The 26,317-nt window shown below is 41.0% G+C and carries 27 protein-coding genes, 1 tRNA gene and 2 pseudogenes; 12 read left to right on the top strand and 18 right to left on the bottom strand.

The window, feature by feature from the left end; all coding sequences use genetic code 11:
* Window positions 1–2 precede the first annotated feature (2 nt).
* Both BLV54_RS05100 and BLV54_RS05095 read left to right on the top strand, forming a co-directional pair.
* Window positions 3–686, top strand: a complete 684-nt coding sequence (locus BLV54_RS05100; protein WP_090568702.1) for a response regulator transcription factor — start codon at window positions 3–5, stop codon at window positions 684–686.
* Window positions 673–1,971: a sensor histidine kinase gene (locus BLV54_RS05095; protein ID WP_090568699.1), complete on the top strand. Its 1,299-nt coding sequence runs from the start codon at window positions 673–675 to the stop codon at window positions 1,969–1,971. The genes BLV54_RS05100 and BLV54_RS05095 overlap by 14 nt, the downstream gene beginning before the upstream one ends.
* A 141-nt stretch (window positions 1,972–2,112) precedes the next feature.
* Here the strand turns inward: BLV54_RS05095 and tnpA are convergent.
* Window positions 2,113–2,497: pseudogene (gene tnpA, locus BLV54_RS05090) on the bottom strand (IS200/IS605 family transposase).
* Between the two features lie 939 nt (window positions 2,498–3,436).
* Between tnpA and BLV54_RS05085 the strand changes: the two are divergent.
* Window positions 3,437–4,462, top strand: a complete 1,026-nt coding sequence (locus tag BLV54_RS05085; protein WP_090568696.1) for a sodium-dependent bicarbonate transport family permease — start codon at window positions 3,437–3,439, stop codon at window positions 4,460–4,462.
* Window positions 4,463–4,555: 93 nt separating this feature from the next.
* Complete coding sequence (locus BLV54_RS05080; RefSeq protein WP_176969679.1) at window positions 4,556–4,885, top strand: DUF190 domain-containing protein; 330 nt, start codon at window positions 4,556–4,558, stop codon at window positions 4,883–4,885.
* Between the two features lie 407 nt (window positions 4,886–5,292).
* Here BLV54_RS05080 and BLV54_RS05075 read toward each other — a convergent pair whose 3' ends face one another.
* From BLV54_RS05075 to BLV54_RS05060, 5 genes are all read right to left on the bottom strand, one after another.
* A complete protein-coding gene (locus BLV54_RS05075; RefSeq protein WP_218132317.1) occupies window positions 5,293–5,616 on the bottom strand; it encodes a transposase in 324 nt (107 codons plus the stop codon).
* Window positions 5,613–5,831, bottom strand: coding sequence for a hypothetical protein (locus tag BLV54_RS16385; protein WP_218132316.1), 219 nt, complete (start codon window positions 5,829–5,831; stop codon window positions 5,613–5,615). Before BLV54_RS16385 ends, BLV54_RS05075 begins: the two co-directional genes overlap by 4 nt.
* 107 nt (window positions 5,832–5,938) lie before the next feature.
* Entirely contained in the window at window positions 5,939–6,061 is a 123-nt protein-coding gene (locus tag BLV54_RS16690) for a hypothetical protein (RefSeq protein ID WP_256329143.1), read from the bottom strand.
* Between the two features lie 1,917 nt (window positions 6,062–7,978).
* Window positions 7,979–8,944 (bottom strand): cadmium-containing carbonic anhydrase, encoded by a 966-nt coding sequence (locus BLV54_RS05065; protein ID WP_143032421.1) that lies wholly within the window; start codon window positions 8,942–8,944, stop codon window positions 7,979–7,981.
* Window positions 8,945–9,425: 481 nt separating this feature from the next.
* Window positions 9,426–11,231, bottom strand: a complete 1,806-nt coding sequence (locus BLV54_RS05060; RefSeq protein WP_090568684.1) for an ABCB family ABC transporter ATP-binding protein/permease — start codon at window positions 11,229–11,231, stop codon at window positions 9,426–9,428.
* 51 nt (window positions 11,232–11,282) lie between these two features.
* Here BLV54_RS05060 and BLV54_RS05055 point away from each other — a divergent pair, with 51 nt between their 5' ends.
* Window positions 11,283–11,690 carry a hypothetical protein gene (locus BLV54_RS05055; protein WP_090568681.1) on the top strand — a complete coding sequence of 136 codons (408 nt, stop codon included), beginning with the start codon at window positions 11,283–11,285 and terminating at the stop codon, window positions 11,688–11,690.
* 62 nt (window positions 11,691–11,752) lie between these two features.
* Here BLV54_RS05055 and BLV54_RS05050 read toward each other — a convergent pair whose 3' ends face one another.
* From BLV54_RS05050 to BLV54_RS05030, 5 genes are all read right to left on the bottom strand, one after another.
* Window positions 11,753–12,055, bottom strand: a complete 303-nt coding sequence (locus BLV54_RS05050) for a hypothetical protein (protein WP_090568678.1) — start codon at window positions 12,053–12,055, stop codon at window positions 11,753–11,755.
* Between the two features lie 46 nt (window positions 12,056–12,101).
* Window positions 12,102–14,429 (bottom strand): nitric oxide reductase activation protein NorD, encoded by a 2,328-nt coding sequence (locus tag BLV54_RS05045; RefSeq protein ID WP_090568675.1) that lies wholly within the window; start codon window positions 14,427–14,429, stop codon window positions 12,102–12,104.
* A 43-nt stretch (window positions 14,430–14,472) separates the two neighbouring features.
* Window positions 14,473–15,276 carry a CbbQ/NirQ/NorQ/GpvN family protein gene (locus BLV54_RS05040; RefSeq protein WP_090568672.1) on the bottom strand — a complete coding sequence of 268 codons (804 nt, stop codon included), beginning with the start codon at window positions 15,274–15,276 and terminating at the stop codon, window positions 14,473–14,475.
* Window positions 15,277–15,398: 122 nt separating this feature from the next.
* Complete coding sequence (locus tag BLV54_RS05035; protein ID WP_090568669.1) at window positions 15,399–15,755, bottom strand: ribulose bisphosphate carboxylase small subunit; 357 nt, start codon at window positions 15,753–15,755, stop codon at window positions 15,399–15,401.
* Between the two features lie 67 nt (window positions 15,756–15,822).
* Window positions 15,823–17,244 (bottom strand): form I ribulose bisphosphate carboxylase large subunit, encoded by a 1,422-nt coding sequence (locus BLV54_RS05030; protein WP_090568666.1) that lies wholly within the window; start codon window positions 17,242–17,244, stop codon window positions 15,823–15,825.
* A gap of 213 nt (window positions 17,245–17,457) precedes the next feature.
* Between BLV54_RS05030 and BLV54_RS05025 the strand changes: the two genes are divergently transcribed.
* Window positions 17,458–18,360, top strand: a complete 903-nt coding sequence (locus tag BLV54_RS05025) for a LysR family transcriptional regulator (RefSeq protein ID WP_090568664.1) — start codon at window positions 17,458–17,460, stop codon at window positions 18,358–18,360.
* 19 nt (window positions 18,361–18,379) lie between these two features.
* Here BLV54_RS05025 and BLV54_RS05020 read toward each other — a convergent pair whose 3' ends face one another.
* The 5 genes from BLV54_RS05020 to BLV54_RS05000 all read right to left on the bottom strand — a co-directional run bounded on the left by BLV54_RS05020 (window position 18,380) and on the right by BLV54_RS05000 (window position 22,436).
* Window positions 18,380–19,012, bottom strand: coding sequence for an alpha/beta hydrolase (locus BLV54_RS05020; protein WP_339389437.1), 633 nt, complete (start codon window positions 19,010–19,012; stop codon window positions 18,380–18,382).
* Between the two features lie 35 nt (window positions 19,013–19,047).
* Window positions 19,048–19,356, bottom strand: a complete 309-nt coding sequence (locus BLV54_RS05015) for a (2Fe-2S) ferredoxin domain-containing protein (RefSeq protein WP_090568660.1) — start codon at window positions 19,354–19,356, stop codon at window positions 19,048–19,050.
* Between the two features lie 246 nt (window positions 19,357–19,602).
* Window positions 19,603–21,129 (bottom strand): ubiquinone biosynthesis regulatory protein kinase UbiB, encoded by a 1,527-nt coding sequence (ubiB, locus tag BLV54_RS05010; protein WP_090568656.1) that lies wholly within the window; start codon window positions 21,127–21,129, stop codon window positions 19,603–19,605.
* 94 nt (window positions 21,130–21,223) lie between these two features.
* Entirely contained in the window at window positions 21,224–21,835 is a 612-nt protein-coding gene (locus BLV54_RS05005) for a ubiquinone biosynthesis accessory factor UbiJ (RefSeq protein WP_090568653.1), read from the bottom strand.
* Between the two features lie 160 nt (window positions 21,836–21,995).
* Entirely contained in the window at window positions 21,996–22,436 is a 441-nt protein-coding gene (locus BLV54_RS05000) for a MarR family transcriptional regulator (protein WP_090568650.1), read from the bottom strand.
* 186 nt (window positions 22,437–22,622) lie between these two features.
* Between BLV54_RS05000 and BLV54_RS04995 the strand changes: the two genes are divergently transcribed.
* The 5 genes and pseudogenes from BLV54_RS04995 (at window position 22,623) to BLV54_RS17185 (ending at window position 24,851) form a co-directional block, all read left to right on the top strand.
* Window positions 22,623–23,852 carry an aspartate kinase gene (locus BLV54_RS04995; protein WP_090568647.1) on the top strand — a complete coding sequence of 410 codons (1,230 nt, stop codon included), beginning with the start codon at window positions 22,623–22,625 and terminating at the stop codon, window positions 23,850–23,852.
* Window positions 23,853–23,916: 64 nt separating this feature from the next.
* Window positions 23,917–24,009 (top strand) — tRNA-Ser (locus BLV54_RS04990).
* 135 nt (window positions 24,010–24,144) lie between these two features.
* A complete protein-coding gene (locus BLV54_RS04985; protein ID WP_090568644.1) occupies window positions 24,145–24,462 on the top strand; it encodes an Arm DNA-binding domain-containing protein in 318 nt (105 codons plus the stop codon).
* 34 nt (window positions 24,463–24,496) lie between these two features.
* Window positions 24,497–24,589: pseudogene (locus BLV54_RS17190) on the top strand (hypothetical protein); the annotation flags it as partial.
* A 28-nt stretch (window positions 24,590–24,617) separates the two neighbouring features.
* Window positions 24,618–24,851: a phage integrase central domain-containing protein gene (locus BLV54_RS17185; RefSeq protein ID WP_371113272.1), complete on the top strand. Its 234-nt coding sequence runs from the start codon at window positions 24,618–24,620 to the stop codon at window positions 24,849–24,851.
* A 419-nt stretch (window positions 24,852–25,270) separates the two neighbouring features.
* On the opposite strand, the gene BLV54_RS16380 is transcribed toward BLV54_RS17185, so the two are convergent.
* On the bottom strand, window positions 25,271–25,639 hold the full coding sequence (locus tag BLV54_RS16380; protein WP_218132315.1) for a DDE-type integrase/transposase/recombinase: 369 nt from the start codon (window positions 25,637–25,639) through the stop codon (window positions 25,271–25,273).
* Window positions 25,636–25,893 (bottom strand): hypothetical protein, encoded by a 258-nt coding sequence (locus BLV54_RS16375; RefSeq protein WP_218132314.1) that lies wholly within the window; start codon window positions 25,891–25,893, stop codon window positions 25,636–25,638. The genes BLV54_RS16380 and BLV54_RS16375 overlap by 4 nt, the downstream gene beginning before the upstream one ends.
* Window positions 25,894–26,066: 173 nt before the next feature.
* On the opposite strand from BLV54_RS16375, the gene BLV54_RS04975 reads away from it, so the two are divergent.
* Window positions 26,067–26,317 (top strand): IS630 transposase-related protein (locus BLV54_RS04975; RefSeq protein ID WP_090567858.1); only part of this gene is annotated, 251 nt, incomplete at its 3' end.

The following is a 26,317-nucleotide window of genomic DNA, read 5'->3' as shown; positions in this document are numbered from 1 at the left end:
CTATGCGTATCCTCATTATCGAAGATGATCAAGCAATAGCTGCAAATCTTTATGATTTTCTTGAAGCGCGGGGTCATAGTGTCGATGCTGCGCTTGATGGCGCCACTGGATTTCGTCTGGCAAGTACGCAACCTTTCGATGCTATTCTTCTTGATCTCAAGCTACCTTATCTGGATGGTTTGACGTTGTGTCGAAAGCTTCGCCAGGAATGTCAGATTGATATTCCAATATTAATGTTGACTGCACGTGATACGCTGGATGATAAATTAATAGGTTTTGAAAGTGGCGCTGATGATTACATAATAAAACCCTTTGCGCTAAAAGAAGTAGAAGCACGTTTAATCGCAATGCATAAGCGGTACAAAGGTAAAGTCGCAGTAAGAAAACTGAGTGTTGGTGATCTTAGTTTCGATCCAAAGACGTTAACGGTTCGTTTTGTAAATAATGAAGTTAAGCTGCCACCAAAATGTATTCGATTGCTTGCATTATTAATGAGTGAGCCTGGACGGGTATTTAGTCGTAAAGAATTGGAACTTGAAGCTTGGGAAGAAGAATTGGAAACTAGTGATACATTGCGAAGTCATATGCATGTATTGAGACGAGCTTTATTGAAAGCTGGTGGATATGATCCGATTGAAACTGTTCATGGTCTTGGTTACTGTCTAACTTCAAGTGATAAAAATTAAATATGGCATTCGTCTGCGTGTAACGCTTGCCCTTGCAATTTTCAGTACCATCATTGTTGGTACACTCGCTATAAGTCTCTATTTTGCTGCTGATGACATTGAAGAAGCGCATATCCAGCAAATTATAGAGGCTGAAATGAATCATGTAATTTTTCATTTTCGTCAGCTTACAAATTTTACGCCGCAAGTAGGATCCAGTCTTAAAAGTTACGTGATACGTAACAGTAAAGAAGAATCGGAATTACCACGCCACTTGCGCGATCTTGATCATGGATTACATAAGATTTTTTATCATGATGAAGAAACACGTGTTCTTGTGAAATATGTTGATGGAACAAAATTTCTCGTTGCTTACAAAATTGGATTTCATGAGCAGCGGCAGCGCGAATTTAGGTTGCTGGTTATTTTATCGCTCATCGGCGTTGTCATGATTGCCTTCTTTATTGGGTATTTGCTTGCGGGCTTGCTTGTAAAGCAGGTGACCGATTTGGCGGAGCGAGTAAAGCGTTTGTTACCAGCTAATCAAAGTGGACAAAGCTTGGTTACGAATAATTTGCATTGCGTATCACTGAGTCAGCCTGGCCAAGATGAAGAAGTGGCTCAACTTGCCCGTACCTTAGAAGATTATCAATATCGCATCATGCGAATGCTCCAGCGTGAGCAGGAATTTACGGCCAACATCAGTCATGAACTTCGTACTCCCATTACAACAATTTTGACCAGTTGTGAATTATTGCTTGCTGAGCAAAATTTATCCAGCAAAACTTATGCTCGAATAAAAAATATCGAGGCAGTATCAAATCGAATGGGTGAGCAAGTTCAAGCATTGTTATTCTTGGCGCGTGAGCAAGCTTTGGGAACAATGGAACCTGTAGCAATTGCCGAGTGTGTTTTTGATGCAGTTGAACCATTTTGTGAAGAAATGTATCAGAAAAATATTTTCCTGGATGTAGCTATTAAATCGGGGGAAGTATTAATCTTAAACAGACAGGCATTGTACACATCGCTTGTTAATATGCTACGAAATGCTGTTCAGTATACTGAGCAAGGGTTTATTCGCATAAGTTATAGCGATAAGCGTTTATCCATCGCTGATTCAGGTATTGGAATTGAACCAGCTTTTATGCCCTTTCTCTATGAGCGTTTTTTTCGTGGGTCTAAAAAAACGCAGGGATTAGGAATTGGATTGGTAATTGTTAAACGGATTTGTGATTATTATGGTTGGAAGATTGATGTAGAGAGCTCTCCAGGACACGGCGCGGTTTTCCATATCACTTTTCCTTGATTTACTTGATGGTTTAGCAGGCCGATGAAAAATCTACTAACTTTGTTAGAAATTTGAAAATCACACTATTTTAAATAACTAAGGTAGTTCCCCAGTCTTGCTGGAGTTAAAATAAATAACCCCGCCGCAAGCAATGGGGTATCAGAAGAGGGTTGATTGCTTGTCTTCGTCTAGTTTGTTGATACTCTGCTCCTTGTTTTTCACATAGTTCCTTACTTATTTTCATCTCCATAGTGGCTGACTGTGCTGGCGAAATAACCATCTGTCCAGAATTTTCCGCCCCACAACTGTTTCTTCATATGAGGACCCAAGCGAAATATCTCTCGCGCCGTGATGCTTTTTATCAGCATTACTAGTTTCGTTACGCTACATGCAGGAGTCGGCTTCACCAGAAAACGAGCATGATCCTTGTCGATTCCGATCTCCATAAATTTCATCTAGTAGCGCCGCTCAAGCTCTAAACAACATCCCGCAACATCCCATCTACAGTCTCAGCAAACATGACATAACGATATGTCGCCGGCATGAAATCTTGGAAGTCAAAAAATTTGAGGGATTGATTAGATCATTCAAACACATGATTCACCTGCATTGTGCCAGGCTTTGTAAGGAATTGGGGCAGTTTGCCGATCAAGATCAGGCATATAAAACTATTCTATCGCTAGTGATGCAATGTTCGACATGTCTGCATTGTGGATCATACGATCTCTATCGGATCTGAAATAGTTCGCCAAACTGCAGTAGCAACTAGTGTGTGCACCGCAATACGAGCTTTCGCTTGCGGCATCGCTTTCTTAATACTCGTTGTTCGAGATCGCACGGAGTTGACACTGGATTTTGTGGCTAGCAAAGGTCCCTGTGACTTAGGTTCAGTTACACGAACGACTCCTTGACGCTGTTCTAAATGCGGACAGCCTACTGGTTAGTAGTGGAAATCCCCCGTACCTCTATTTTGCACAGGAGATCGCCCGTCGCTTAAATACCCCTGAATTATTTCTCCGTTCTGCTATTGGAATGCTCTCACACAATTTGATGAAATAATCAATTTGAATCTCACAAAATATTCACATTTCCTATGTTAATTTGTCTTTAGCAATTGATTATTCAACTCTGGTTATGAGCAGGAGCTGATCTTAGTCTTTGCATAATCCTCAGGCCAGCTTTCGGTTCATTTATGAAGCTCTACTTAGGAGAGGTATTTTTTGATAGCCCTCAATTTACAATCTTTTGATTGTAAAGAAAAAGAGGTTAAATCAATACGATATATTGGGATGGGGGGGGATGAATGGGTAAGATGAATTTAAAGTCTCAGATTAGCAGCTTTGGATTCAATGGAGAATCAGCGGAGCAGCGGAGAAATATCACTTGTAGAAAGAATTTGATTTTATTTGGTTTGGAGGATTTTCAGATTTACGAAATGATCTCTGAGATTTAATAATGACAATATGAAAGGTAGATATTTATTATGTCAATATCCAGCATTTTAGTCCCAGCAGTATTATTTTTTGCGCTTGGTATGTTTGCGTGCATTATCAAATCGGATTTGAAGTTTCCGCCCGATATGCACAAAATGATTGTGATTTACTTATTAGTAGGAATTGGTCTGCATGGTGGTAAAGCATTGACCGAAACATCGATGAGTAGCGCCATTCCTGCCGTTATGGCAGCGTTAATATTAGGCTTTGGATTACCAATTGTTGCTTACATCATTATGAGGTTTATTGGAAGAATTGATCCAATGAATGCTGCGGCCATTGCAGCGCATTATGGTTCGGTAAGTGCGGGTACCTATATGACAGCCGTAGCATTTTTAAATGGGATTAATGTGGAATATGAAGCTTATCCCGTGATTATGTTAGCTATCATGGAATCTCCCGCTATTATTATTGGCCTAATATTAGCTGGCTATTCAAGGCGTGTTCTTGCAGCTCAGCAGGGTGGTATTGGAGGCACCGCTGTAGCTGGGGGTGGAGGTCATGGGGATCAAAAAGGAATGCTCAAGCATTTGGTTATAGAATCCTTTACCAATGGTAGTATTTTGTTACTTTTTGGATCCATGGCAATCGGTTCGATAATCAATGAGCCAAATATGACTAAAATTGAGCCATTCTTTGATAAAATTTTTATGGGTGCATTGTGCTTGTTCTTGCTTGATATGGGCATGGAGGCAGGGAAAAGAATATCTGAATTTAAAGATGTTGGAATTTTCTTGGTAATTTTCGGTATTGTGATGCCTCTTATTGGAGCAAGTGCAGGGATATTAATGGGGCATTTCTGGCTTCAATATTCAATCGGTGGTGTCACACTAGTGACAGTTCTAGCGGCTAGTTGTTCTTATATTGCAGTTCCGCCTGCAATGCGTTTGGCTGTTCCCGAAGCTAATCCATCTTTTTATCTAACCATGTCTCTTGGATTAACTTTTCCATTTAATGTGTTAGCTGGTATACCCTTATATTATGCGAGCGCTCAATGGTTAGCTCATAATTATTGATCGGTTTAATTAAGTAATATAAGGATGGCAATATATAGTTAATTGTAAGTATCAATTCCAGATGCTGTTCATTTATAAATGAAAGGAGAAGTTATGATTTTGGAAAGAGATGCCATAGTACCATTAAAAAGAGTGGAAATAATTATTGACGACGAAGATTTTGATGAAATTCAAAAGATATGCAGATCACTTGATATTCGAGGCTACACATATTTAAGGGAGGTTGGAGGTTTTGGAAGTCGTGGAAAGCGACAATCGGAGGAAATATTTCTTCATGAAAAAAATATTCTAATAATTATTGCTTGCACTGAAGATCAAGCCGAGAAATTAGTTAAAACTATATCTGGGAGAATGAAAGAAATAGGTGGAATTTGCTTAATTTCTGACTGTGATTGGGTTAAAGGGCCAACGATTTCTTACTAGATAAAAAAAGATATTGAAGAAAGCGCCGTATCTACTTTTTGATTGGCGCTTTCTTTATCGATATATTTGAATTTGTGTTTATTGTTCAGATCATTTAATAATAATCTAGATTGCTTTACTAGGTTTTTTGTTCCCACTGCTTCGGCAAAACAGCGTATTATCCTTCAATTTTTTACGAAATTTGCAAAACCAGGCCTAGTTCATTAACTACAAAATCTACTGCTATATCTCGATAGTCGACATCCCCTGAGAATACTTTGAATCAAGGGTATTTACCAGTTACGCTTTCCAGCACTTTTCAAACGCTTTTTGTATCACTCACATAGGCTCAGCATGAACTTTGACGTGGAGTAAATTGTCGAAAATGGTTGCCACGATGTATTATAGCCCAACCAGTTAGGAATGATTCAAAAAATATTCTCATTGAAGAGGTTCTCGATGGAGCATTGAAATTTTCTGCGCAGGGCTTTTGGTTGAGCCCATTTGTGTTCTATGAGGTTGAGGTCCGGGGAGCAAGCGGGCAAATATTCGAGCACGTGCTCGGCTTTGGCGATGATATCCTGAATATCCTGTCGCTTGTGGAAAACAGCATTGTCCATCACGATAACGCAAGCCGGAGAAAGTTTGGGCAACAGGTCTTGCAAACTCCACGCGTAGAAAACATCGGCATTGATGCACGTCCTGAACAATCTGATGGTATGAAAGAACTCTCCGATCAGCGCACTGATCACTTTGTCCGCTCTTTGGCATGCCAGTCCAGAACGCCGTAGTATCTTTGCTCCATGTGAGCATATCCATGCGCGCGCGGTACATTATGGGCAAATCCACTTTCATCAATGTAAACAATCGTGTGGCCGACTGTTTCATGCGCCTTGATTTTCTCCTGGAAGGGAAGCTGTGCGCCTTCGTTCGCCCTAGGGTGCCGCAGTGTTTTTTTATAGGTCACGCGCAATTTCCTGAGGACAGGAAAATCACATTTTGCGTAACGCCCAGACGCTTTGCTTGTTCGTACTGGTAAGCATCATCGGGGTAATCAAGAACATCCTTGCGCCCCTAGAGATCGATCTTGCGCTTTGCCACAGCAACATCAAATCGGGTCGTTACCTCTGCTATTGCAAGTCCTTCTTTCTTCCAAACTGACAGAACCTTACGGCGAAAATCCAATGAATATGCCATGCCTTCTATCATAATCATAATTGTCTTGTCTTGTCTTGTCTTGTTTTGATATGTCACATTGACAGTGGAGCAAGCGGTTGAAAATTATAGACAGCATTGGTCGATTGAATCCATATTCAATCATCTGAAGCAAACTTGGAGTATGAGAGACGCGTGGCAATATACTCCGAACCTTACATCGCTGGGTTCGGGAGCAGTGCATATTACTATGCTGAGTTACGGTCTGGTGCAACTGCTCAGTTGTTTAAATGATCAAGCAGTCGATATGTTGTGACAGCATGCTCCTTGGCGCAAAGAAAATCCCAAAACAGCCGTGCAAATCCATCATCCTAAATTCCTCAGTTGAAGACTCCTAAATCGCTCAAGAACCCTATTGATTAAGGTTCTTTGAAAGATCCATGGCATTACCAATCAGATAAGATTTTAGTGAAATAATCAAAATCTGCTGAAAGTGTTGCCACACCTTGCTCTCAGCTTGTTTACTGTAACTGAGGAGCAGTTAACATTTTTGGCTATGAACCGTTGATAGTATTAGATTACAGCTATTTTCATTCTAAATTCCAACTGAGGAATCTAGGATCATGAATTAACCCGCCTTTTCCGACATGTTGCTGACAGGCAATTGTCGAATGCAATTTTTAAAAATTTAAAAACAAAAATAGAATCTATTTTTAATATTGATTTCAGTAAGTTAGCGTACTTTAATAAATGCTTAACTTCCTAAGATCTAAAATTTTCATTTTTAATTTCAATAAAGATAATTAAATATTTACAAAAATAAAAATTTGTGAAAAAATTGTGAAAAATTTGTTAGGAATATATAAATATTATATAAACAAATTGTGAATATATAATATAAAGTATTATTTTTATTATATTTTTAATAATTTTTAATAATTTAAATTTATGAATTCTTAATTAAAAAAGGAAGTTATTATGAAAAAGAAGCAATCCAAAATTAATTCTAATTCTTTAGTTATGTCTATAATTCTTATTGGAATGTTAACCTTTCATGGATGGTTAACTTTGGCTACAATTAGCTAAAAAATACTAACATTCAAAGATTTTATGACATTACTTTGTAGTGTCAATTAGATTAATTTCCCCACCTAGGAAGGTGGGGAGTTCCTATTTGCCTAAATTCCTATTTTAGCACTGGCTCCTCCTGTAACTCGGACTGAAAACCAAGTGAAAGGTTGGCGAATCGGGAACTGGGAGATTTTCTGATCTGGTAGTGATAATTTTGTTGATGATATAGCGTACCAAGGTAGACCTTCGTTCCACTTTTGGTAACCGAGGCGCATTTGCCAGAATTTATTCAAGATCTTTACGAATATTAGCGATCATTGCTTTGATCTGATCCCAGGTCTCGTGAGCCAACGTAAACAATAGTCGAGATATTGACCTGCATACTGAGTCAGATGAGTCACACCGTATGGAATGTAATGGATGTGAATTTCTTTCTAAACTAATCAGTAACTAGAAATTACATATCTAAGTTAGAAATAATTTAAAGTCTCCTAAAGGGAAAACAATAAATCTCTCGTTCTTTAGACGAAAGGGTAGTAACTATAAAAGATATAAGATTATAAATAAAAGACTCATGTGCTTAAGGATAAGTAGAAGAATTTTATAATTTCAATTCCTCTTGGATTTACTCTTAATATCTTAAAACGTAAAATACTATCCTCTGCGAATATATACATAGGAATTGAATTATATCTACAAATTGATTTTGCTGTAGTACTCGATTTGTTGATCAAATAAGAAATCTTTGCTGTGTTTATGATGATACAGTGGAGTAGAAATGATAGAAGTTATATAAGGATACGAGCTTCCTCAAATCTGATATCGCCGCTTGCGGCGGCGATTGTTTATTTTGCTGATTTCTAATTAATGGAGTAATTCACATAATTCCTACTTAATTGGAATTATGGGTAAAGAAGAATGCCCCAAGACTGAAGCTGTTGCAACATTTTGTATTGCAATCGCTTTAGAAATTCGTGCAATATCGTGATTGTTGTATTCCGGCTTGAGTTCCCGAGCAGCATTGTCAAATGTCCATGCGTCGACAACAAATAAATCATATTGTTGACCAAATATACGACGAATTGCGGCTCGATCAACAGTTGTGCCAGCTTTTGTGTTTAGTGCGATACCAAGCTCATTATGAGCGTCAACTAGTTCTTCGTAATCAGCACCATGGCTTTGTGCAGTTTGGAGAACTGCAGAACGATCTTCAGCAAAAAAACCTGACTGATTCAGGCGTTTCGTGGCTTTCTCAGTGACGTATGCTTTCTCGGTATCACTGATAGAAATACCATAATTACTGGTAAAAGCCGCAATAGAATCGATTTGCTTAACGATATGATGATAGATATCGGGAGCTTTTGCGCACGCTCCACAACCACAATTACTGTGATCATCGCCATGAACGCCCGTTGGTTGCTTCTTATTCTTAAGGATGTCCATTACCTCAGCAGTAAGTTCTAGTTCTGTTTTTTTACCAAAGGACTCAGAATCTCCAAGATCAACCCCATAAACCATGCTAAGTGTACCGCCTGCAGCAGATGGAGCTCTTTTACGGCTGCCATTTTTATCTGTGCGGCCATCTACACAGATTTCTGGTAAATTACCATTTACTGAAATATTGAATTCACCCGTTGCAACACGTTCATACATCTCATTTAATATTTTTTGATCAATATCAACCCGATTACCCGGACCGATCTTCCCCATTCCTAAATTAAAGTTACCTAATGTCTTGAATTGTGTCATAAGAGTAATATTATTTCTTTGTTTTATTAAACCTGTCTTAGAATCACTGTCTAGCTTAGAATCACTGCCTAAAAATCTTAACATACTTCTTAATTTTTTAAACATGCTCTTACCTTCTTTTGTGGTTAGCTATCTTTCAACAATATTACTTGATAATTATCCTGTGTGAAATATCAAATGGAAAAAGAATTAAATAAATAAGGTAATCCCCCGGCTATACCGGGGGATTACCTTATTTATTTAGAATATTTGCCAAAGTTCTCACTGGCGATCATTATGATCTTTACCGGTGGGAAAAATGATTGCAAATCGTATGTATATAGCTCATCATGGTCAATATGCTTTAATTCTTGCGTTGCTCTGCGCGTTCTTGGTTTTTCAATTAGGTATATTTGAAGGGTTATTGATTGCAATGGCAATACATGGCATTGTTAATTACATTGTTCTCAACTAGAAAGATAAAATACCCAGTACGATTGTCATCAAAAAATATTTTGAGAAATTTACAGATGATGGAAGCATTAATTAAGGGTGGGCTAAAGCGAGAAGTGATTTTTGGTTTCTATTCTTATATCAGATAAACGAGTTATTTATCTTTCTGCTCGTGCGGTAGCACAAGTTCTTCTTGCTGCTGAAGTTCCCACATATGTGCATAAATACCATTTATCGCAAGAAGCTGCTGATGGGTTCCACGCTCAACTATGTGACCTTTGTCCATGACTAAAATCTGATCAGCATCAATAATAGTGGAAAGACGATGCGCAATTACGAGCGTAGTACGATTCTTGGCTAATTGCTTCAATGCTTTTTGTATATTTTTCTCGGTTTTTGAATCTAGCGCTGAGGTTGCTTCATCAAAAATAAGAATCGCTGGTTTCTTAAGAATTGCGCGCGCAATGGCAATACGCTGTTTTTCGCCACCAGAGAGTTTAAGTCCTCTCTCTCCCACTTGCGTTTCATATTTGTCAGGCAGACTTTCAATAAAATCATGAATATGCGCTGATTTAGCCGCGGCAAGGATTTCTTCATGCGTGGCATCGGGTCGCCCATAGGCAATGTTGTAATAGATGCTGTCGTTAAACAATACGGTATCCTGCGGCACGATGCCAATCAATGCTCTGAGGCTTTCTTGTGTGACCTCGCGTATGTCATGGTCGTTGATACGTATCTTGCCGTCAGTGACATCATAAAAGCGGAAAAGTAAACGTGCTAGCGTCGATTTGCCTGAACCGCTATGTCCTACCGCTGCAACGATATTTCCAGCAGGAATGGTGAAATTGACATCAAATAAAATTTGGCGATTAGTTTCATAACTGAAGTTCACATGCTCAAAAGTAATACTCGCACTATCTGTCAGGAGTTTAATGGCTTCTGATTGATCTGCTATTTCTTGATGCTCATCCAGTAAGTTGAACATTTTTTCCATGTCTGCCAGTGAGTGCTTGATTTCACGATAAACGAAGCCCAGGAAATGTAAGGGCATATAAAGCTGGAGCAGGAAAGTATTAACCAGCACCAGATCACCCAAAGACATCTCTCCCATGACGACCTTGTCTGCTGCCAGTAGTATCAGTAAGGTGATACCGATGGCAATAATGGCGCTTTGCCCGGTATTAAGTGCTGCCAGAGAGGTTTGATTGCGAACAGCCGCTTTTTCCCATTGCTGCAGATGTTCATCATATCGTCTTGTTTCCCATGCTTCATTTCCAAAATATTTAACTGTTTCATAATTTAATAAACTGTCTATCGCGCGGGTATTGGCCTTGGAATCCATGTCGTTCATGGTACGGCGGAAAATCATGCGCCACTCGGTGATGATGAGTGTCAGGGCAATATAGGCAAGCAGCGTGATCAATGTAATGATGAAAAACCAGATATCATATTGGTTAATTAGAATTAGCATAACCAATCCAATTTCCAGCAGAGTTGGTAGAATATTGAACAGCATGAAGTTCAGTAAGAATGATATCCCGCGTGAACCACGCTCGATATCACGCGATACTCCGCCAGTTTGTCTTGCCAGATGAAATCGTAACGATAATGAGTGTAAATGACCAAAAACCTGGATGGCCACGCGCCGGATTGCGCGTTGGGTGACTTTGGCAAATACCGCATCGCGCAGCTCACCAAATACTGTGCTGCAGAAGCGTAAAATACCATAAGCGATCAAGAGAAATGCAGGCAATACCACCAGGGCTTTCGGCTGATCAAGCGCATCAATAATTTCTTTGAGCACTAAGGGCACACTGACATTGGCAAGTTTAGCCAGGAGCAGTAATATTAAGGCAGCAATGACTCTGCCTTTGAATTCCCATAAATAAGGCAAGAGGGAACGGATTGTTTTCCAATCACTACGGTTGGAAGGTGGTTTATTCAAGCGTGTGGCGCGCATGAGTTAAAGGTTTTTTTAAAATCTCGAAAATTATAGAAGGAGAATTACTAAATGGAGATCACTTGTTATCGCGACCCTGAGATCAAACGGGAACCTCATTTTCTTCCTGCTAGCACTTATAACCTGGCGCGCCAGTTACTTTCCCGTTGTGCTGATAATTATCTATTTGTACCCATCCGGTCTATCCAGTACTTGGCTATCCTGGATAAAGAAGAATTCATTTTTATCGATGGCGAACGTAAGTGCTGGATTGACATTGCATGGCAAAATTTCCAACCGCAAGAACGGACAAGACTCAGTGAGCCAGTTGCATATGAAGCAGTTTATTATGGAGAGAACCAAGCAGATATTATGCTAAGGCTTCAGAAGGAATTTCCAAAAGCATTACGATTACTCGCCGATAAGCAGATACCAAAAACGCCAGCGCGAGTGATTAAATTCCCTGCAGCCCAGAGTTAATGACAAGATGCTCACCACATACATGTGTTGAGCGCTTGTAAAAACTCCTTTTTTACAAGCGCTCAGTCATCCTCATCCAATTCTGCATTCCACCCCTTATTTTTCGCAATATCGATAATTTGTGCATAAAGCCTTGCATGCCGTTGCTGTAAATCGGCTGGTAAGCGACTAGGTAGATGAGCATAAGGCTCCCATGCGGCATGAACTTTTTCATACAAATTCTGCATTTGCGAATGACTCCAGCCTGCACACATTTCTGATTCTGGCAAAATGCCAAAAACCCAGGCATCAATGACCATACGGCCGAGATGCGTTAGACCACCATTTGTGTCCTCATTGATTCCCGCGTAAAACTGTTCCTTCATCGTACTCATAAAAAGTGTATGTGTGGTATTTTCCAAATGAAAACATTTAACGAGTTAATCCAGCATAAAGTAACGGTAACTTTTCTGGTAATCTTTCTACGTGGTCAACTACCATATAATTACGTGCACCAAAAATACGTGAAACATACTGGTCTGCGCGTGGGTCAAGGCTCATGCAATAAGTGATTATTCCTGATCGGCCAGCTTCTTCCACAGCTTTCTTAGTATCATAACGGAGGTACTGAGGATCGCGCACATCAATATCAGCAGGTTCGCCATCGGTAATGACCAGTAATAGCTTTTTGCTGGATCGTTGTGATTTCAAATAATGACTTGCATGCCGAATAGCCGCGCCCATACGGGTCGACAGTTGTCCTGTCATGCCAGCTAGCTTAGCTTTGGGGATTTCATCATATTGCTGGTTGAAATCCTTGTAACGATAATACTCAACATCATGCCGGCCATCCGAACAAAACCCATGAATCGCAAAGGGGTCACCAATTTTATTGATGGCATTGGCGAGCAATACAGTTGCTTGACGAGTTAAATCAAGTACAGAGAAATCCTGACCAGAAACCTTATCGTTAGTGGACTCAGACAAATCAAGCAGTACGAGCACTGAGATATCGCGTATTTTGCGGACAGAGCGCATCATGATGCGTGGATCAGGTTGTAGACCCATACGAATATCAATCGTAGAATGGATCGCCGCATTAATATCGATTTCATCTCCATCCTCCAGCTTGCGGATACGTTGCACACCTTGGGGTTGCATGGCATCAAGCAAAAATTTCATGCGCGAAATCTCACGTTTATATTGTGCAGCAATGCTATCGATCACCTGGATATCGCCTAACTTAGCACGTTTCTCCTGAACAGTGACCCATGTAGGGCGTTCTAGCTGGATTTGATAATCCCACTCTGAGTAATGATAAGGAGGAGAGACAGGCTCTTTACCTTCCAATTCATTATAGGAAACGCCGCTATCTTCGTAAGGAAAGAATTCTGTTCCCATCACCCAGATTTCTTGGGCATCATCGCCAGCCGTTTCGACTTCTACCTCATTGGCCAGCTCCATGACACTGACGTATTTACGTATTTGCTTGATCTCATCATAACCAGCAATCTGTGAGTGTTCAAAATTAAATTCCTCAAATTCCCAGAAATAGCGATTGTCATCCAGATAGGGTGCTGTCAAGATATCAGTACGGGGATTGAACGCGATTTTTTTGTCCATGATCTTATGAGCGAGCTGTACACCGATCTCCCAGGAAATCTGATTATTTCCCAGACGGTCTTGGGCTTGCGCAAATAAAGATCGGCCTTCAATAATCCAGTCATCATTATCCTCATAAGTCTGATCAAGCAGTGCACGTGCCAGGCGATTGAGATAATCGCCGATCGTGGCTTTCATGTCAGGCGTTGCATCGTGCAAACTTGACCAAATCTGGCGCAAACCTGGGAAACGCCGGATTGAGAGTGCTTCTACTCTGGCATCTTCAATAACTGAGATAACCGCCATTTGTAATGGATTCAAGGCTTCAGCAGAAATAGGGAATTTCGTTTCTACCAAATGTGCTGCTGCATGTGCGGCTGCCGCGCGGTAAACTTCGCTTGCTGCAATCTCACCATGGGCATCATAGGCATCAGGTAGATGAATGAAATAATTTTCAATATAGGGTCGATAACCTTGACGAGTTTCATAGTCTCCTGAGGTAGGGCGCATAAAGAAATCACGTGCCCATAAGGCACGTAAGTAAATATTGATGCGACGCTGGATATCGACAAATAGCGTGCCTTTTCTTTCTTTTTGGAGAACCGCTTGCGATTCCTTGGAATTTATACTGAAATATTGGATTTGTTCCTCATAGTTGGTACGATGAGCATGTGCACCCCACAAAGCCCATCGGCGTAGGCCACCGAGTGTCAATTGACCCAGCAAAATATCGAGTTTATCCAGCAATGGGCGGACACCACGTGGTGCTTGGGCAATAAGTGTGTTGAGAAACTGAAGGTATTGACGAAATAAATCTGCGTCACCGAGTCTCTTGGCAGCAGTAGCGGCTGTTGCAAGAATCAGTTCAATCACGGCTCCAGAAGTTTTCGATGCAAGCATCAAAGCAGTGGTTGCGAGATCACTAATAACATCTTCTCCAACTTCCTTGGCAACTTGCGGCGCTTCATCGATCCACGTATCTATTAACGCACGTCCGCGTCCGAGCCCTTGCAGAGCAGCCGCACCTTTCAAGTAGTTATCTAATCCTCGGGGCGAGAGGATTCTGGTCGCATCATGCCAGGTATTTTCAAGCAATGACATGGATTCGGGTGGCAATGATTCCAGTAACTCTTTGTAGTCAGTCAGATTAACGCTCATACCGTATCTTGTAAAAATGAGTCTAAAGAAAATAAATTTCTACTTAGAAAAAGGTAGCTACGGCTGCATCAAGTGCATCGCGCATATCAGGATCATCCGTGATGGGGCGAACGAGTGCCACTCGACATGCAGCGTGTGCATCTACACCTTTGGCAATCAAGTTACCTGCATAGATCAGCATGCGGGTAGAAATCCCTTCGTCTAATCCATGACCTTTTAAGTTGCGGGCACGTTCTGCGATCGATACCAATTTGGTGGCTATGGTTTTATCAATACCAGATTCATGTGACACAATCTCCGTTTCAGTGTCGTGATCTGGGTAATTAAAGTCCAATGCACCAAAACGCTGCTTGGTGGATTGCTTCAAGTCTTTCATCAGACTCTGATAACCAGGGTTGTAGGAAATAACCAGCTGAAAATCAGGGTGCGCATGGATCAGTTCGCCCTTTTTTTCCAGCGGCAGTATTCGGCGACTGTCAGTCATCGGATGAATCACAACCGTGGTATCTTGTCTTGCCTCTACGACTTCATCCAGATAACAGATTGCACCATGACGGGCAGCAATTGTCAGAGGCCCATCTTGCCAGCGTGTGCCCTGGGCATCCAGCAGGAATCTTCCCACTAAGTCAGAAGCAGTCATATCTTCGTTACAGGCGACTGTAATAAGGGGTTTCTTGAGTTTCCATGCCATAAATTCGACAAAACGGGTTTTGCCACAACCAGTTGGTCCTTTAAGCATCATCGGTATCCTGGCCGAGTAAGCTGCTTCATACAGCGCTACTTCATCAGCAACAGGATGATAATAAGGTTCATTTTTGATCATGTATTGCTCGATAGCGTCACTCATTTCGTTCTCCAGCATTAACGTGTAAAGCGTAACTCATATTTTTGATAATTTTGTGCAAAATAAAACCCCCGCTACTTTCTAGCAACGGGGGGTGTGAAGGATGGTTATCCCGTGCTGTACGATTAAACAGTCTTGCCGCGGTAAATGACCATCGATGTACCTTGACTTTGGGAAAAATTGTCATAGCCAATCAAGCGAATATGATTATTTGGATTCGCTTTATGACATGCTTCAGCTTCTGCGAGAATACGGTCTACATCAGTTTCGCCGAACATAGGTAATTTCCACATATACCAGTAATTACTCATGAGATACTCAGGTTCAGTATGCTCGATCGCAGGATTCCAACCTTTTTTTACAATAAACTCAACTTGCTTTCTGATTTGCTCCTCACTCAGCGATGGCAAATAGGAAAATGTTTCAAATTTCCGACTGGCTGGATCGCTCAGACGGCTCTTATAATCAATCATTTCAGACATTCTTAACTCCAGATGATCAGTAAAAGTTTCTCTGAATCATCATGACTCAGAGAAACAAGTAGGTTACTTATTTATGTGCTACGTCCAGTTTGTCGACGGTATCAAATTCAAATTTGATCTCTTTCCATGTTTCCATGGCGATCTTAAGTTCTGGGCTGTGTTTGGCAGCATTGGTCAGAATAGTTTTGCCTTCTTTCTCGATAGGTATGCCTTCGTTGCGGGCTTCTACGCAGGCTTCCAGTGCGACACGGTTTGCTGCAGCGCCCGCTGCGTTACCCCATGGATGCCCTAATGTTCCACCGCCAAATTGTAAGCAAGCATCGTCACCAAAGATTGCAACGAGTGCTGGCATGTGCCAAACATGGATACCACCTGATGCAACAGGGAATACACCAGGCATGGAACCCCAATCTTGATCGAAGAAAATTCCGCGGTTACGATCTTCTTTGATAAAGGATTCGCGCATGATATCAATCCAACCCAAGGTCGCTTCACGATCACCTTCCAGTTTACCAACCACGGTTCCGGAGTGCAGATGATCACCACCGGATAGACGCAGAGCTTTAGCCAATACGCGGAAATGAATGCCATGATGCGGGTTGCGATCCAGTACGGCGTGCATAGCGCGATGGATGTGCAGCAGCAGGCCATTATCCCGGCACCAGTTAGCCAGACCTGTGTTCGCAGTGAAACCACCTGTCAGATAGTCGTGCATAATGATAGGTGCGCCCAATTCCTTGGCAAATTCGGCACGTTTGTACATTTCTTCCGGAGTAGGTGCCGTTACATTCAGGTAATGACCCTTACGTTCACCGGTTTCGCGTTCTGCTTTATGAATTGCCTCCATCACGAACTCAAAACGTTGGCGCCAACGCATGAAAGGCTGGCTGTTAATATTTTCGTCGTCTTTGGTGAGATCCAAGCCGCCACGCAGGCACTCATAAACAGCACGGCCATAGTTTTTAGCAGAGAGACCTAATTTGGGTTTGATAGTGCAACCCAATAACGCACGACCATATTTATTGAGCTTGTCACGTTCAGCTTGAATACCATAGGGTGGGCCACCACAGGTTTTTACAAAGGCGATGGGGAAGCGGACATCCTCAAGACGTAACGCACGGATAGCTTTGAAGCCAAATACGTTACCGACTAGCGAGGTAAATACGTTAACGACTGAGCCTTCTTCAAATAAGTCAATCGGATAGGCAATAAATGCATAAAAACAAGTATCATCGCCAGGCACATCTTCGATATGGTAGGCGCGTCCTTTGTAGTAATCCAAATCGGTCAACAGATCAGTCCATACCGTCGTCCAGGTTCCAGTGGAGGATTCGGCAGCAACTGCAGCAGCCGCTTCTTCACGGTCAACACCTGGTTGAGGAGTGATCTTGAAGCAAGCCAGGATGTCGGTATCTTGGACGTTGTAATTGGGTTCCCAGTAGGTTTGCCGGTACTCTTTAACGCCGGCGCTATAGGTTTTAACAGCCATCTTGCAATCTCCTGTTATTGAAAGCCCTGCCTATGATTTCTTCAAACTAGAGAAAAAAGCAGGACGAAATGTTATTAAAAAGGACTATTTGTAATTCAGTAGACACTATATATACGATTAATCATAAGAACAAATTAATAATTCTGATAGTTATGATAAGATTTTATTTATATATATAAATAATATTCATTCTTAACCATCTTAATTAAGTCTATGTTGCATATTACCCTGCGTCAATTGAAAGTGTTTGAATCTGTTGCACGTCATCTTAGTTTTTCTCGGGCTGCTGAGGAGCTTTTTCTGACACAACCTGCTGTTTCGATCCAGATCAAGCAACTTGAAGATACTGTAGCACTTCCTTTGTTTGAGCAAATGGGTAAGCGGATATATCTGACCGAAGCCGGGCAGGAGCTTTATCAGTACAGTCGGGCCATCGCACAACAATTGGCGGATATGGAGCTTGCCCTGGATGAGTTGAAAGGATTGGAACGAGGTAAATTGAATATTTCAGTGGTTAGTACGGCCAATTATTTTGCTCCTCATTTACTGGCTAAATTTTGTCAGCGCTATCAGGACGTGACCGTCAGCTTGCATGTTTCCAATCGAGAGATTGTACTTAAACAATTAGCGGATAATTTGACTGATTTGGCAATTATGGGACAACCCCCTGAGGGACTGGATATTGCGTCTGAATCTTTTATGGAAAACCCTCTGGTGATCATTGCACCGCCTAATCATCCTTTATGTGATATCCAGCAAATTCCTGTAAAACGCCTTGAACAGGAAATTTTTTTGGTGCGCGAACCAGGATCTGGAACACGCAGTGCGATGGAGCGATTTTTTGCTGAACAAAAGATCAAAATCAATAGAGGGATGGAGGCGGATACCACTGAAGCAATTAAACAGGCTGTTCAAGCGGGTATGGGGTTGGGTATCATGTCACAGCATACAATCGAATTGGAGTTGGAGGTAAATCGACTTAAGGTGTTGGATGTACAAGGATTTCCAATTATGCGTCATTGGTATATCGTACATCGGAAAAATAAGCGTTTTTCTAATGTGGCGAAGACATTCAAAGATTTCTTGCTGAAAGAAGCATCAGGTCTAATGTCCTGAAAGAATTACGAGGAATAAACTAAATTTGACAGGCATTTAAGATTACTTGTTTAAGGATAGAGAGTTTTCCATGAAAGAAATGCTCAGCCCCTGGAATGACGACAACTGGAATTATTTGCGGTGTGGCCCAATCAAGAACAGAACGGAGGGGAACAATATCATCCTGGTCGCCATGTACGATGAGTACGCTATCTGCATGATTGATTACAGCTGGTGCATTCAGTCGGTCAACAGAAGGTGCAATGAGCACTAATTTTTGGGGGTTAAGTTGTTGTGCAGCGTAGGCTTGTATGGCCCCACCGAAGGAAAAGCCGGCGAGTAATAATGGTAATTGATAGGGGACAATGTCATATTGATGACGAATAGCTTGAGTAATTGCCAGCACATCTTCCACTTCTCCGATACCTTCGGCATGATTTCCTTCACTCGCACCTGCCCCTCTAAAATTGAATTTAACTGTGATATAACCAGATTCAATCAATGCTTTGGAGAGAATATATACGATTTTATTATCCATATTGCCATGGTAAAGCGGATGCGGATGAGCAATAATGGCAATTCCGCGAGGTTTGGAAGCTGGAACTAAGACAATTGTTTCCAGTTTGCCAGCTGGACCCTTAATAAATAACTTATGTTCAGTCGGTATTTTCAAATCTATTGATCTGATAAAAATTGAGGTGGTAAGGCTCAAATTCTCAGACGTTCAACGATACGGCCGTTAATCAAATGCTCATCAATAATCTCATCAATATCTTCCTGGTCAACATAGGTGTACCAAATTTCTTCTGGGTAAACCACAATGACAGGTCCTTCGTTACAACGATCAAGGCAGCCAGCGTTGTTAATGCGAATTTTCCCTTTCCCACTAAGATCAAGTGCTTTAATTCGGTCTTTTGCATAATCACGCATTGCTTGAGCGTTGTGGTTGTTACAGCAGGCTTCGCCGGCTTTACGTTGATTGACGCAGAAAAAAACATGTTTTTGATAATAAGTCATCGAGTTATCTCAATTTGATTTCGGTCCATAACTGACTAAGTAGCCATCTCTGTTTGTAATTCAGTTCCTGAAGTATTTTGAGGATTGCTTTGCCAGGATAAAAAATTTATCAGAGTTGATACGTAAGCTAACATTATCGATCGCAATATGATTAATTAGCAAAGTGCTGAACTACATTGCAAGTTTCAAAAAGCGTCATAACCTTATCACCCAAAAATGGGTTTTAGCAAATCTAATTTTTCTACTTTAGAGATAGATCTGTGTGAATACTAGGGTGGCAAGGAGTGCCGCAAGCAATACCGCCACTAAGGCAAGTAAACGACTTTGTTTTTTTTCTTGTGCAACCAGTTCAGCAAGCCTGTCTTCCATTACTAGAACACGTTCTTGGCCTAGCTGGTAGTGTAACAAGCGTGGAAATTCTGGCAGCATCGTCGCCCAGTTAGGTGCTTCTTTTTGAATATGGCCTATTAAACCACGCCAGCCAACTTGCTCCGACATCCAGCTTTCCAAGAATGGTTTAGCTGTTTTCCATAAATCGAGATCGGGATCAAGATCACGCCCGAGTCCTTCAATATTGAGCAGGGTTTTTTGCAGCAATACGAGTTGAGGTTGAATTTCTACATTAAATTGGCGTGAAACCTGAAACAATCGCAACAGAACACGTCCAAAGTAGATTTCCTTTAATGGTCTATCAAAAATCGGTTCACAAACAGCGCGAATGGCAGCCTCAAAATCATCGACACGCGTAGTTCTTGGTGCCCAGCCTGCTTCGATATGCGCTTGCGCTACACGTCTGTAGTCACGACGAAAGAAGCCTAGAAAATTTTGTGCCAGATAATTTTTATCCTCATCACTGAGCGTTCCCATAATGCCGAAATCTACTGCAATGTAGCGCCCATCCAATCCGACAAAAATATTACCAGGGTGCATGTCAGCATGAAAATAACCATCCCGGAATACTTGTGTAAAAAAAATTTCAACGCCAACACGGGCAAGTTGGGGAATATCAATGTCATACTCACGAAGTGTGCTGACATGGCTAATGGGTATACCCTGCACACGTTCCATAACCATGACTTCTGAATGACAATAGTCCCAATAAACTTCCGGAACGAATAATAAGGAAGAATCTAAAAAATTGCGCCGCAATTGGCTGCAATTGGCTGCTTCACGAATTAAATCGAGTTCATCTTCCAAGTGGCGTGCAAATTCTGTTACCACTTCACGTAACTTTAAGCGTTTACCATCTGGCCAGACCGCTTCAAGTAACCATGCGCCTGTTTCCATTAATGCAACATCATGCGCAATGACAGGCGCGATATCTGGGCGTAAAATTTTGACGGCAACTTCTGTACCATTATATAAAGTTGCAAAATGAACTTGAGCGACTGATGCGCTGGCTACGGGTTGTTTTTCAAATTTAAAAAATACTTCATTGATTGGTTTTTCATAAACTTTTTCTAACGTAGCAACGGCTAAATCGGAAGGAAACGGAGGGACTTGATCCTGGAGTTTTGCTAGTTCATCAGCAAAATCCTGCGCTAATAAATCCCGGCGAGTGGAGAGCATTTGACCAAATTTGATAAAAATGGGTCCCAGTTTTTCCAGTGCCAGACGTAAACGCATAGCAGGAGGTAATTTGAGACGCGCCCTGAATGGCACTAATTTGGTTAGTGGTCGCAATAATCGCAAACGAGGATGGCTAAGTAAAATGTCATCTAAGCCAAAATAGAATCCGATTAGAATAATTTTTATGAGGCGAAAAATTCGCATTTATTCTTATGACTGACAAAGAATATAAATAAGAGGAAGGGTAGAATTAATAATTATTATTCACTCTATTCTAAGTCAGTTCATTACTCCCTATTTATAAAGAAATGTTTTTTTCTGCTTTGAAGGGTAATAGATTGATTAAACGATAAATTCGTTTTTCCAGATGTGTTACGTGATCTTGTAATAAATTTACTTCAATAGTTAAGCGATCAATATCAGTATGGTTGGATAAAACAGATTTTTCTTCTGTAAGATATTCGATCAGCACTTGAGATAGATTAAGCATGCTTTCTGATTGCCAATGAATCAAATTTTGTCCAGCTTTAACCATACGGTGAGCAAGCACATCGCCAAAAATGGAACTTATATCTTGCTCGATATCCCAATGCAGATTTTTGCCAATGAATAATAATTCATTGGCAAATGTGGTATCTCCCATAATCTTGATTTCATCAAAAGCACTTTCATCGCGAGAAATCAGACGCGGTAGCAAATTTGGAGCAACAATAAGGGTAGTATCTGTGCTGGTATTAACTGGAGAGGCTATTGCTAATTTCCCATCAGTTTGTATCACGATATTCAAATCAATTAGTGGGAAAATGGAAAGATAAGTAGATTTGCCTGCGAAAGATTGTAGACGGTTACATGCCCATGACTCTCCGTCTAATACATGATTAAATGCAGCAATGGCAATAGATGGTAACATAAATAATTGAATAATTATGACTTATTGGTTGTACTATGCAGGCAATGAGATTGTTTCTTAAGCTAAAAGATTGCTTATCGTATAGTGAAACTTATTGTGACAACGTAATTTCGAATCAATTTTATCTAAAGTAGTTAAAGACCATATTTATGGATTTATATCAGGATTGATTTGATTTATTACTATAGTTACCAGTTTCTGCGCCATTATATAAATTTAACCAGTTACTTCCCAGTCTGTTGATGATGACTTCAGAAACTGTCACGCCATCATGCTTTGCCAATTCAGAAAGAATTTGCCATGCTGTATACGTTATGCCGATATTTTTAAGTGGCGGTCTATATTTTTGATTTTCAATCTGATCTCTTGCAATAGAAATCGCATTCTTTAACTGTACCCACTGGGTTTCATTCAACCATTTTTGACACCACTCATTCAAAGCTATAGAGTCATGTCTGACATTTTGATACTCAAGTTCAGCACTTAGGCATTGGGTATCGTCCATAGTTAACCAATGTGAATTACTAGCTATTTGATTATCAATAAAGCTTACCGCAGCATTTTTATCCTGCTGTCTGATTATATAATTCTGATCGGCCATTCTTTGTTACCAGTTTGTATTGAGACAATAAAGAGCTTTATTGGGATATTACAAGCCAGCATAACGATTTCGCAAGTGTTTTTTTATTTGAATTTATAGTAAGAAGATAGTGTTCTTTCCAAGAAATGTGTAAAATCTCAAAGTTAATTTTGATTGTTTCCATTTCTAGTAAAATTGGTTAATTAAGTGGCTCTTCTCGTTCAAAAATATGGTGGGACATCGGTTGGTAGTACCGAGCGTATCAAAAATGTAGCCCGGCGTGTTGCTAAATACTTTACTCAGGGTCACGAATTAGTTGTGGTTGTTTCTGCTATGAGTGGAGAAACTAATCGCCTTATTTCATTAGCTAAAGAAATTCAAGCTCATCCTGATCCTCGTGAGCTTGATGTAATGGTTTCTACTGGTGAACAAGTTACCATTGCATTATTAGCGATGGCGTTGAAGGAACTTAATATTAAAGCTAAGAGTTATACAGGTGGACAAGTTGGAATATTAACTGATAGCGCGCACACCAAAGCCCGAATTCTAAAAATAGATGAAGACAGAATTCGGGCTGATCTTAAAGCGGGATACGTTGTGGTGGTTGCAGGTTTTCAAGGCATCGATGAAGCTAATAATATTACCACGTTAGGGCGAGGGGGGTCGGATACTACTGGCGTGGCGCTTGCGGCAGCGCTTAAGGCCGATGAATGTCAGATATACACGGATGTGAATGGTATTTATACAACCGACCCTCGAATCGTACCAGAAGCAAGGCGATTGAAAACAATTACCTTTGAAGAGATGCTCGAAATGGCAAGCCTCGGTTCTAAGGTATTACAAATACGTTCAGTTGAATTTGCCGGCAAATACAAAGTTAAGCTCAGAGTGCTTTCTAGCTTTGAAGAAGATGGAGAAGGTACACTGATCACTTTTGAGGAAGATAATAATATGGAACAGGCTGTAATTTCAGGCATTGCTTTTAATCGCGATGAAGCAAAAATAACTATACTGGGTGCGCCAGATCATCCAGGTGTTGCTTACCAAATTCTTGGTCCTGTTGCTGATGCCAATATTGACGTGGATATGATTATTCAGAATGTGAGCCACGATGGAACCACTGATTTTTCCTTTACTGTCAATCGTAATGAATTTACCAATACAATGAACATATTGAGGGATAAGATTTTGCCTCATATTGGTGCACGAGATGTCATTGGTGGTGATAAGATTGCCAAAGTTTCAGTAGTGGGTGTGGGAATGCGTTCGCATGCAGGTATTGCTAGTAAGATGTTTCGTGTCTTGGCTGAAGAGGGAATCAATATTCAGATGATTACAACTTCAGAAATTAAGATATCAGTCGTAGTGGACGAAAAATATATGGAACTTGCAGTCAGGGTTCTTCATAAGGCTTTTGATTTAGATCAAGCTCAATAAAATTTGCGAGAAGTCATAAAAAATTTGACCTGGCATTCTTAACCCGCTATTCTTGCGGCTCTAAGGAGAGATGGCCGAGTGGTCGAAGGCGCTCCCCTGCTAAGGGAGTATAGGCACAAAAAGCTTATCGAGGGTTCGAATCCCTCTCTCTCCGCCAACACTTAATCCAACACTATCCAAAGAAGTGTTAAAGTGTTGATAAAATAAGCTACTTAGTAAATAGTTTGTCCAAAATCGTCTCAAAAAATATACTACCATCCTACATTTAGGGAAAGACGGATGGAAAGACGAGATGGCAAGAGAAGTCAAAAAACTCAAAGCAGTTCAAATTAACTCACTTCCACCTGGCACACATTCAAATGGTGGTAATCTTCTGTTACGGGTAAGGGAATCAGGTTCTCGAAGTTGGGTATTCCGATATAAGCAAAATGGTCGACCAATCGAGCTTGGATTAGGCTCAACAGATGATAGAACCCTGGCAGAAGCACGTGAAACAGCCAATGACATGCGTCGTGCAATCTTCCACGGACAATCACCTAAAGAAGTATTGCGGATAGAAAAACCTAGCAAGACTTTTTCTGAATACGCGCGTGAGTGTATAAGGCCATAAAAAAGCAGGCTGGCGCAATAGTAAGCATGCAAGTCAATGGATAAACACACTTGAGCAGTACGCATTTCCATTCATCGGAGATAAAATCAGTAGGGGCTGTAGTAGATTAGCTTATCAACTAAGCTAATCTACTACAGCCCCAATCAGTAACTCATATTGGTGTTGATGATGTCAAAGCAGTCCTCAATCCAATCTGGAAAGGTAAGACGGAAACGGCCTCCAGGGTAAGACAGAGAATAGAAGTCGTACTGGATTACGCTTTTCTTCACGAAGGGGTTGATAAAAGTAACCCTGCACGATGGGAGGGCTATTTAGATCATGTATTTGCGGCTCCGAAGAAAGTATCGCCAGTCGTGCATTTTAACCTAAATTCCTCAGTTGGAATTTAGAATGAAAATAGCTGCAATCTAGTACTATCAACGGTTCACAGCCAAAAATGTTAACTGCTCCTCAGTTACAGTAAACAAGCTGAGAGCAAGGTGTGGCAACACTTTCAGCAGATTTTGATTATTTCACTAAAATCTCATCTGATTGGTAATGCCATGGATCTTTCAAAGAACCTTAATCAATAGGGTTCTTGAGCGATTTAGGAGTCTTCAACTGAGGAATTTAGGTTTAATGTTTTGTAAGAAATCTCAGGGTTATTTACAGAGAGGTTGATTGAAATACTGGTGGAGTATTTCATAAGGAGTTGAGTTATTCAAACTCTTGTGTGGTTTGACAGTGTTATAAAAGTTAATAAAGCGGCCGAGTTGAATTTACCGGTCGGTGCAGTCTTTAAAGTTGGTCTTGTCATGCCACATTTGCATTAGAGTGTGGATAACACGTTCAGTTTTACCGTTGGTTTGGGGTCGATTGACTTGAGTGAATTTCTGGCCGATGCCGTGCGCTTTGCAAGTCTTAGCGAAAGCATGACTGTCACAGTACCTTTATATTCTTTGCCATTATCAGAATAAGCGTAATCGATCTGGCAAGGGCATTGGGCGATGACAGTTTTCTGGGTTTTATCAGGCAAGATGGCTGCATAGAGTTCTCGGGAGAAGTCGTCAACCGCGACAAACAGGTATTCCCTGGGTTGGGTAGGTGATTGGCCTTTGAGCAAAGGTAGGCGTTTAGTATCGAAATGAACGAGTTCGCCGGGATAAGACTTGTTATAACGCTTTGCTTCGCGTTTCAAGTGTTCCTGGATGAGGACTGCTCGACCTTGGCTAAGCGTTTGAGGCCGTATTGGATTCTTTTAAAACGTTGATTGGTACTGTCGCGGGGAATAAGCTCCTTGAGCCTTGCCCGTTTGAGAACAGTGCAGATCGTAGGCCTTGAGACCCGAAAGCATTCGGCAAGTTGGGGCACTTTCCAGCAGCGAGTTTGGTAAAGCTTCCACAGCTCTTGGCGATCAAGTGGCGTGAGTCTTATATATTTGCACATGTTCATTTACAGTATTCTTCAGAATACTGTAAACAACGCTAGAAATTCTTACACTGCCGATTCCACTACGAGTTCTATTCGCTGCCCATCCGCATCTGCTCTCACCAGTATTGCAGGTCATTCAGCGCGCCATTTCCACTTTTATAGCATAACCAGATAATTTTGATTATAATGCAAGGATGGCATATTCATTGGATTTTCGCCGTAAAGTCTTATCTGTTCGAGAGAAAGAAGGACTTACGATAGCCGAGGTGGCAGCGCGGTTTGATGTGGGTATAGCAAGCGTTGTTCGCTGGATCAAGCATGTTGATCGCAAACCTCAAGGGTTTCGCAAACGCAAGATTGATCTTGATGTATTGCGGCAGGATATTCTCGATTATCCCGATGCCTGTCAGTACGAGCGAGCAAAACGTTTGGGCGTGGCGCAGAA

Origin of the sequence: Nitrosomonas sp. Nm33 (assembly GCF_900107265.1) — a bacterium.
Lineage (GTDB): Bacteria > Pseudomonadota > Gammaproteobacteria > Burkholderiales > Nitrosomonadaceae > Nitrosomonas.
This window is presented reverse-complemented; position numbering and strand designations above follow the sequence as displayed.

What these genes read in the sequence shown, in the direction of transcription:
- ubiB (WP_090568656.1), bottom strand. Translation starts at nt 21,129, where the DNA reads ATGCGAATTTTTCGCCTCATAAAAATTATTCTAATCGGATTCTATTTT.
- BLV54_RS05045 (WP_090568675.1), bottom strand. Translation starts at nt 14,429, where the DNA reads ATGAGCGTTAATCTGACTGACTACAAAGAGTTACTGGAATCATTGCCA.
- BLV54_RS05035 (WP_090568669.1), bottom strand. Translation starts at nt 15,755, where the DNA reads ATGTCTGAAATGATTGATTATAAGAGCCGTCTGAGCGATCCAGCCAGT.
- BLV54_RS05055 (WP_090568681.1), top strand. Translation starts at nt 11,283, where the DNA reads ATGGAGATCACTTGTTATCGCGACCCTGAGATCAAACGGGAACCTCAT.
- BLV54_RS05030 (WP_090568666.1), bottom strand. Translation starts at nt 17,244, where the DNA reads ATGGCTGTTAAAACCTATAGCGCCGGCGTTAAAGAGTACCGGCAAACC.
- BLV54_RS04985 (WP_090568644.1), top strand. Translation starts at nt 24,145, where the DNA reads ATGGCAAGAGAAGTCAAAAAACTCAAAGCAGTTCAAATTAACTCACTT.
- BLV54_RS16375 (WP_218132314.1), bottom strand. Translation starts at nt 25,893, where the DNA reads ATGAACATGTGCAAATATATAAGACTCACGCCACTTGATCGCCAAGAG.
- BLV54_RS05040 (WP_090568672.1), bottom strand. Translation starts at nt 15,276, where the DNA reads ATGAGTGACGCTATCGAGCAATACATGATCAAAAATGAACCTTATTAT.
- BLV54_RS05015 (WP_090568660.1), bottom strand. Translation starts at nt 19,356, where the DNA reads ATGACTTATTATCAAAAACATGTTTTTTTCTGCGTCAATCAACGTAAA.
- BLV54_RS16690 (WP_256329143.1), bottom strand. Translation starts at nt 6,061, where the DNA reads ATGGCATATTCATTGGATTTTCGCCGTAAGGTTCTGTCAGTTTGGAAG.
- BLV54_RS05100 (WP_090568702.1), top strand. Translation starts at nt 3, where the DNA reads ATGCGTATCCTCATTATCGAAGATGATCAAGCAATAGCTGCAAATCTT.
- BLV54_RS05065 (WP_143032421.1), bottom strand. Translation starts at nt 8,944, where the DNA reads ATGTTTAAAAAATTAAGAAGTATGTTAAGATTTTTAGGCAGTGATTCT.
- BLV54_RS05005 (WP_090568653.1), bottom strand. Translation starts at nt 21,835, where the DNA reads ATGTTACCATCTATTGCCATTGCTGCATTTAATCATGTATTAGACGGA.
- BLV54_RS05025 (WP_090568664.1), top strand. Translation starts at nt 17,458, where the DNA reads ATGTTGCATATTACCCTGCGTCAATTGAAAGTGTTTGAATCTGTTGCA.
- BLV54_RS05080 (WP_176969679.1), top strand. Translation starts at nt 4,556, where the DNA reads ATGATTTTGGAAAGAGATGCCATAGTACCATTAAAAAGAGTGGAAATA.
- BLV54_RS05050 (WP_090568678.1), bottom strand. Translation starts at nt 12,055, where the DNA reads ATGAAGGAACAGTTTTACGCGGGAATCAATGAGGACACAAATGGTGGT.
- BLV54_RS05085 (WP_090568696.1), top strand. Translation starts at nt 3,437, where the DNA reads ATGTCAATATCCAGCATTTTAGTCCCAGCAGTATTATTTTTTGCGCTT.
- BLV54_RS05000 (WP_090568650.1), bottom strand. Translation starts at nt 22,436, where the DNA reads ATGGCCGATCAGAATTATATAATCAGACAGCAGGATAAAAATGCTGCG.
- BLV54_RS05060 (WP_090568684.1), bottom strand. Translation starts at nt 11,231, where the DNA reads ATGCGCGCCACACGCTTGAATAAACCACCTTCCAACCGTAGTGATTGG.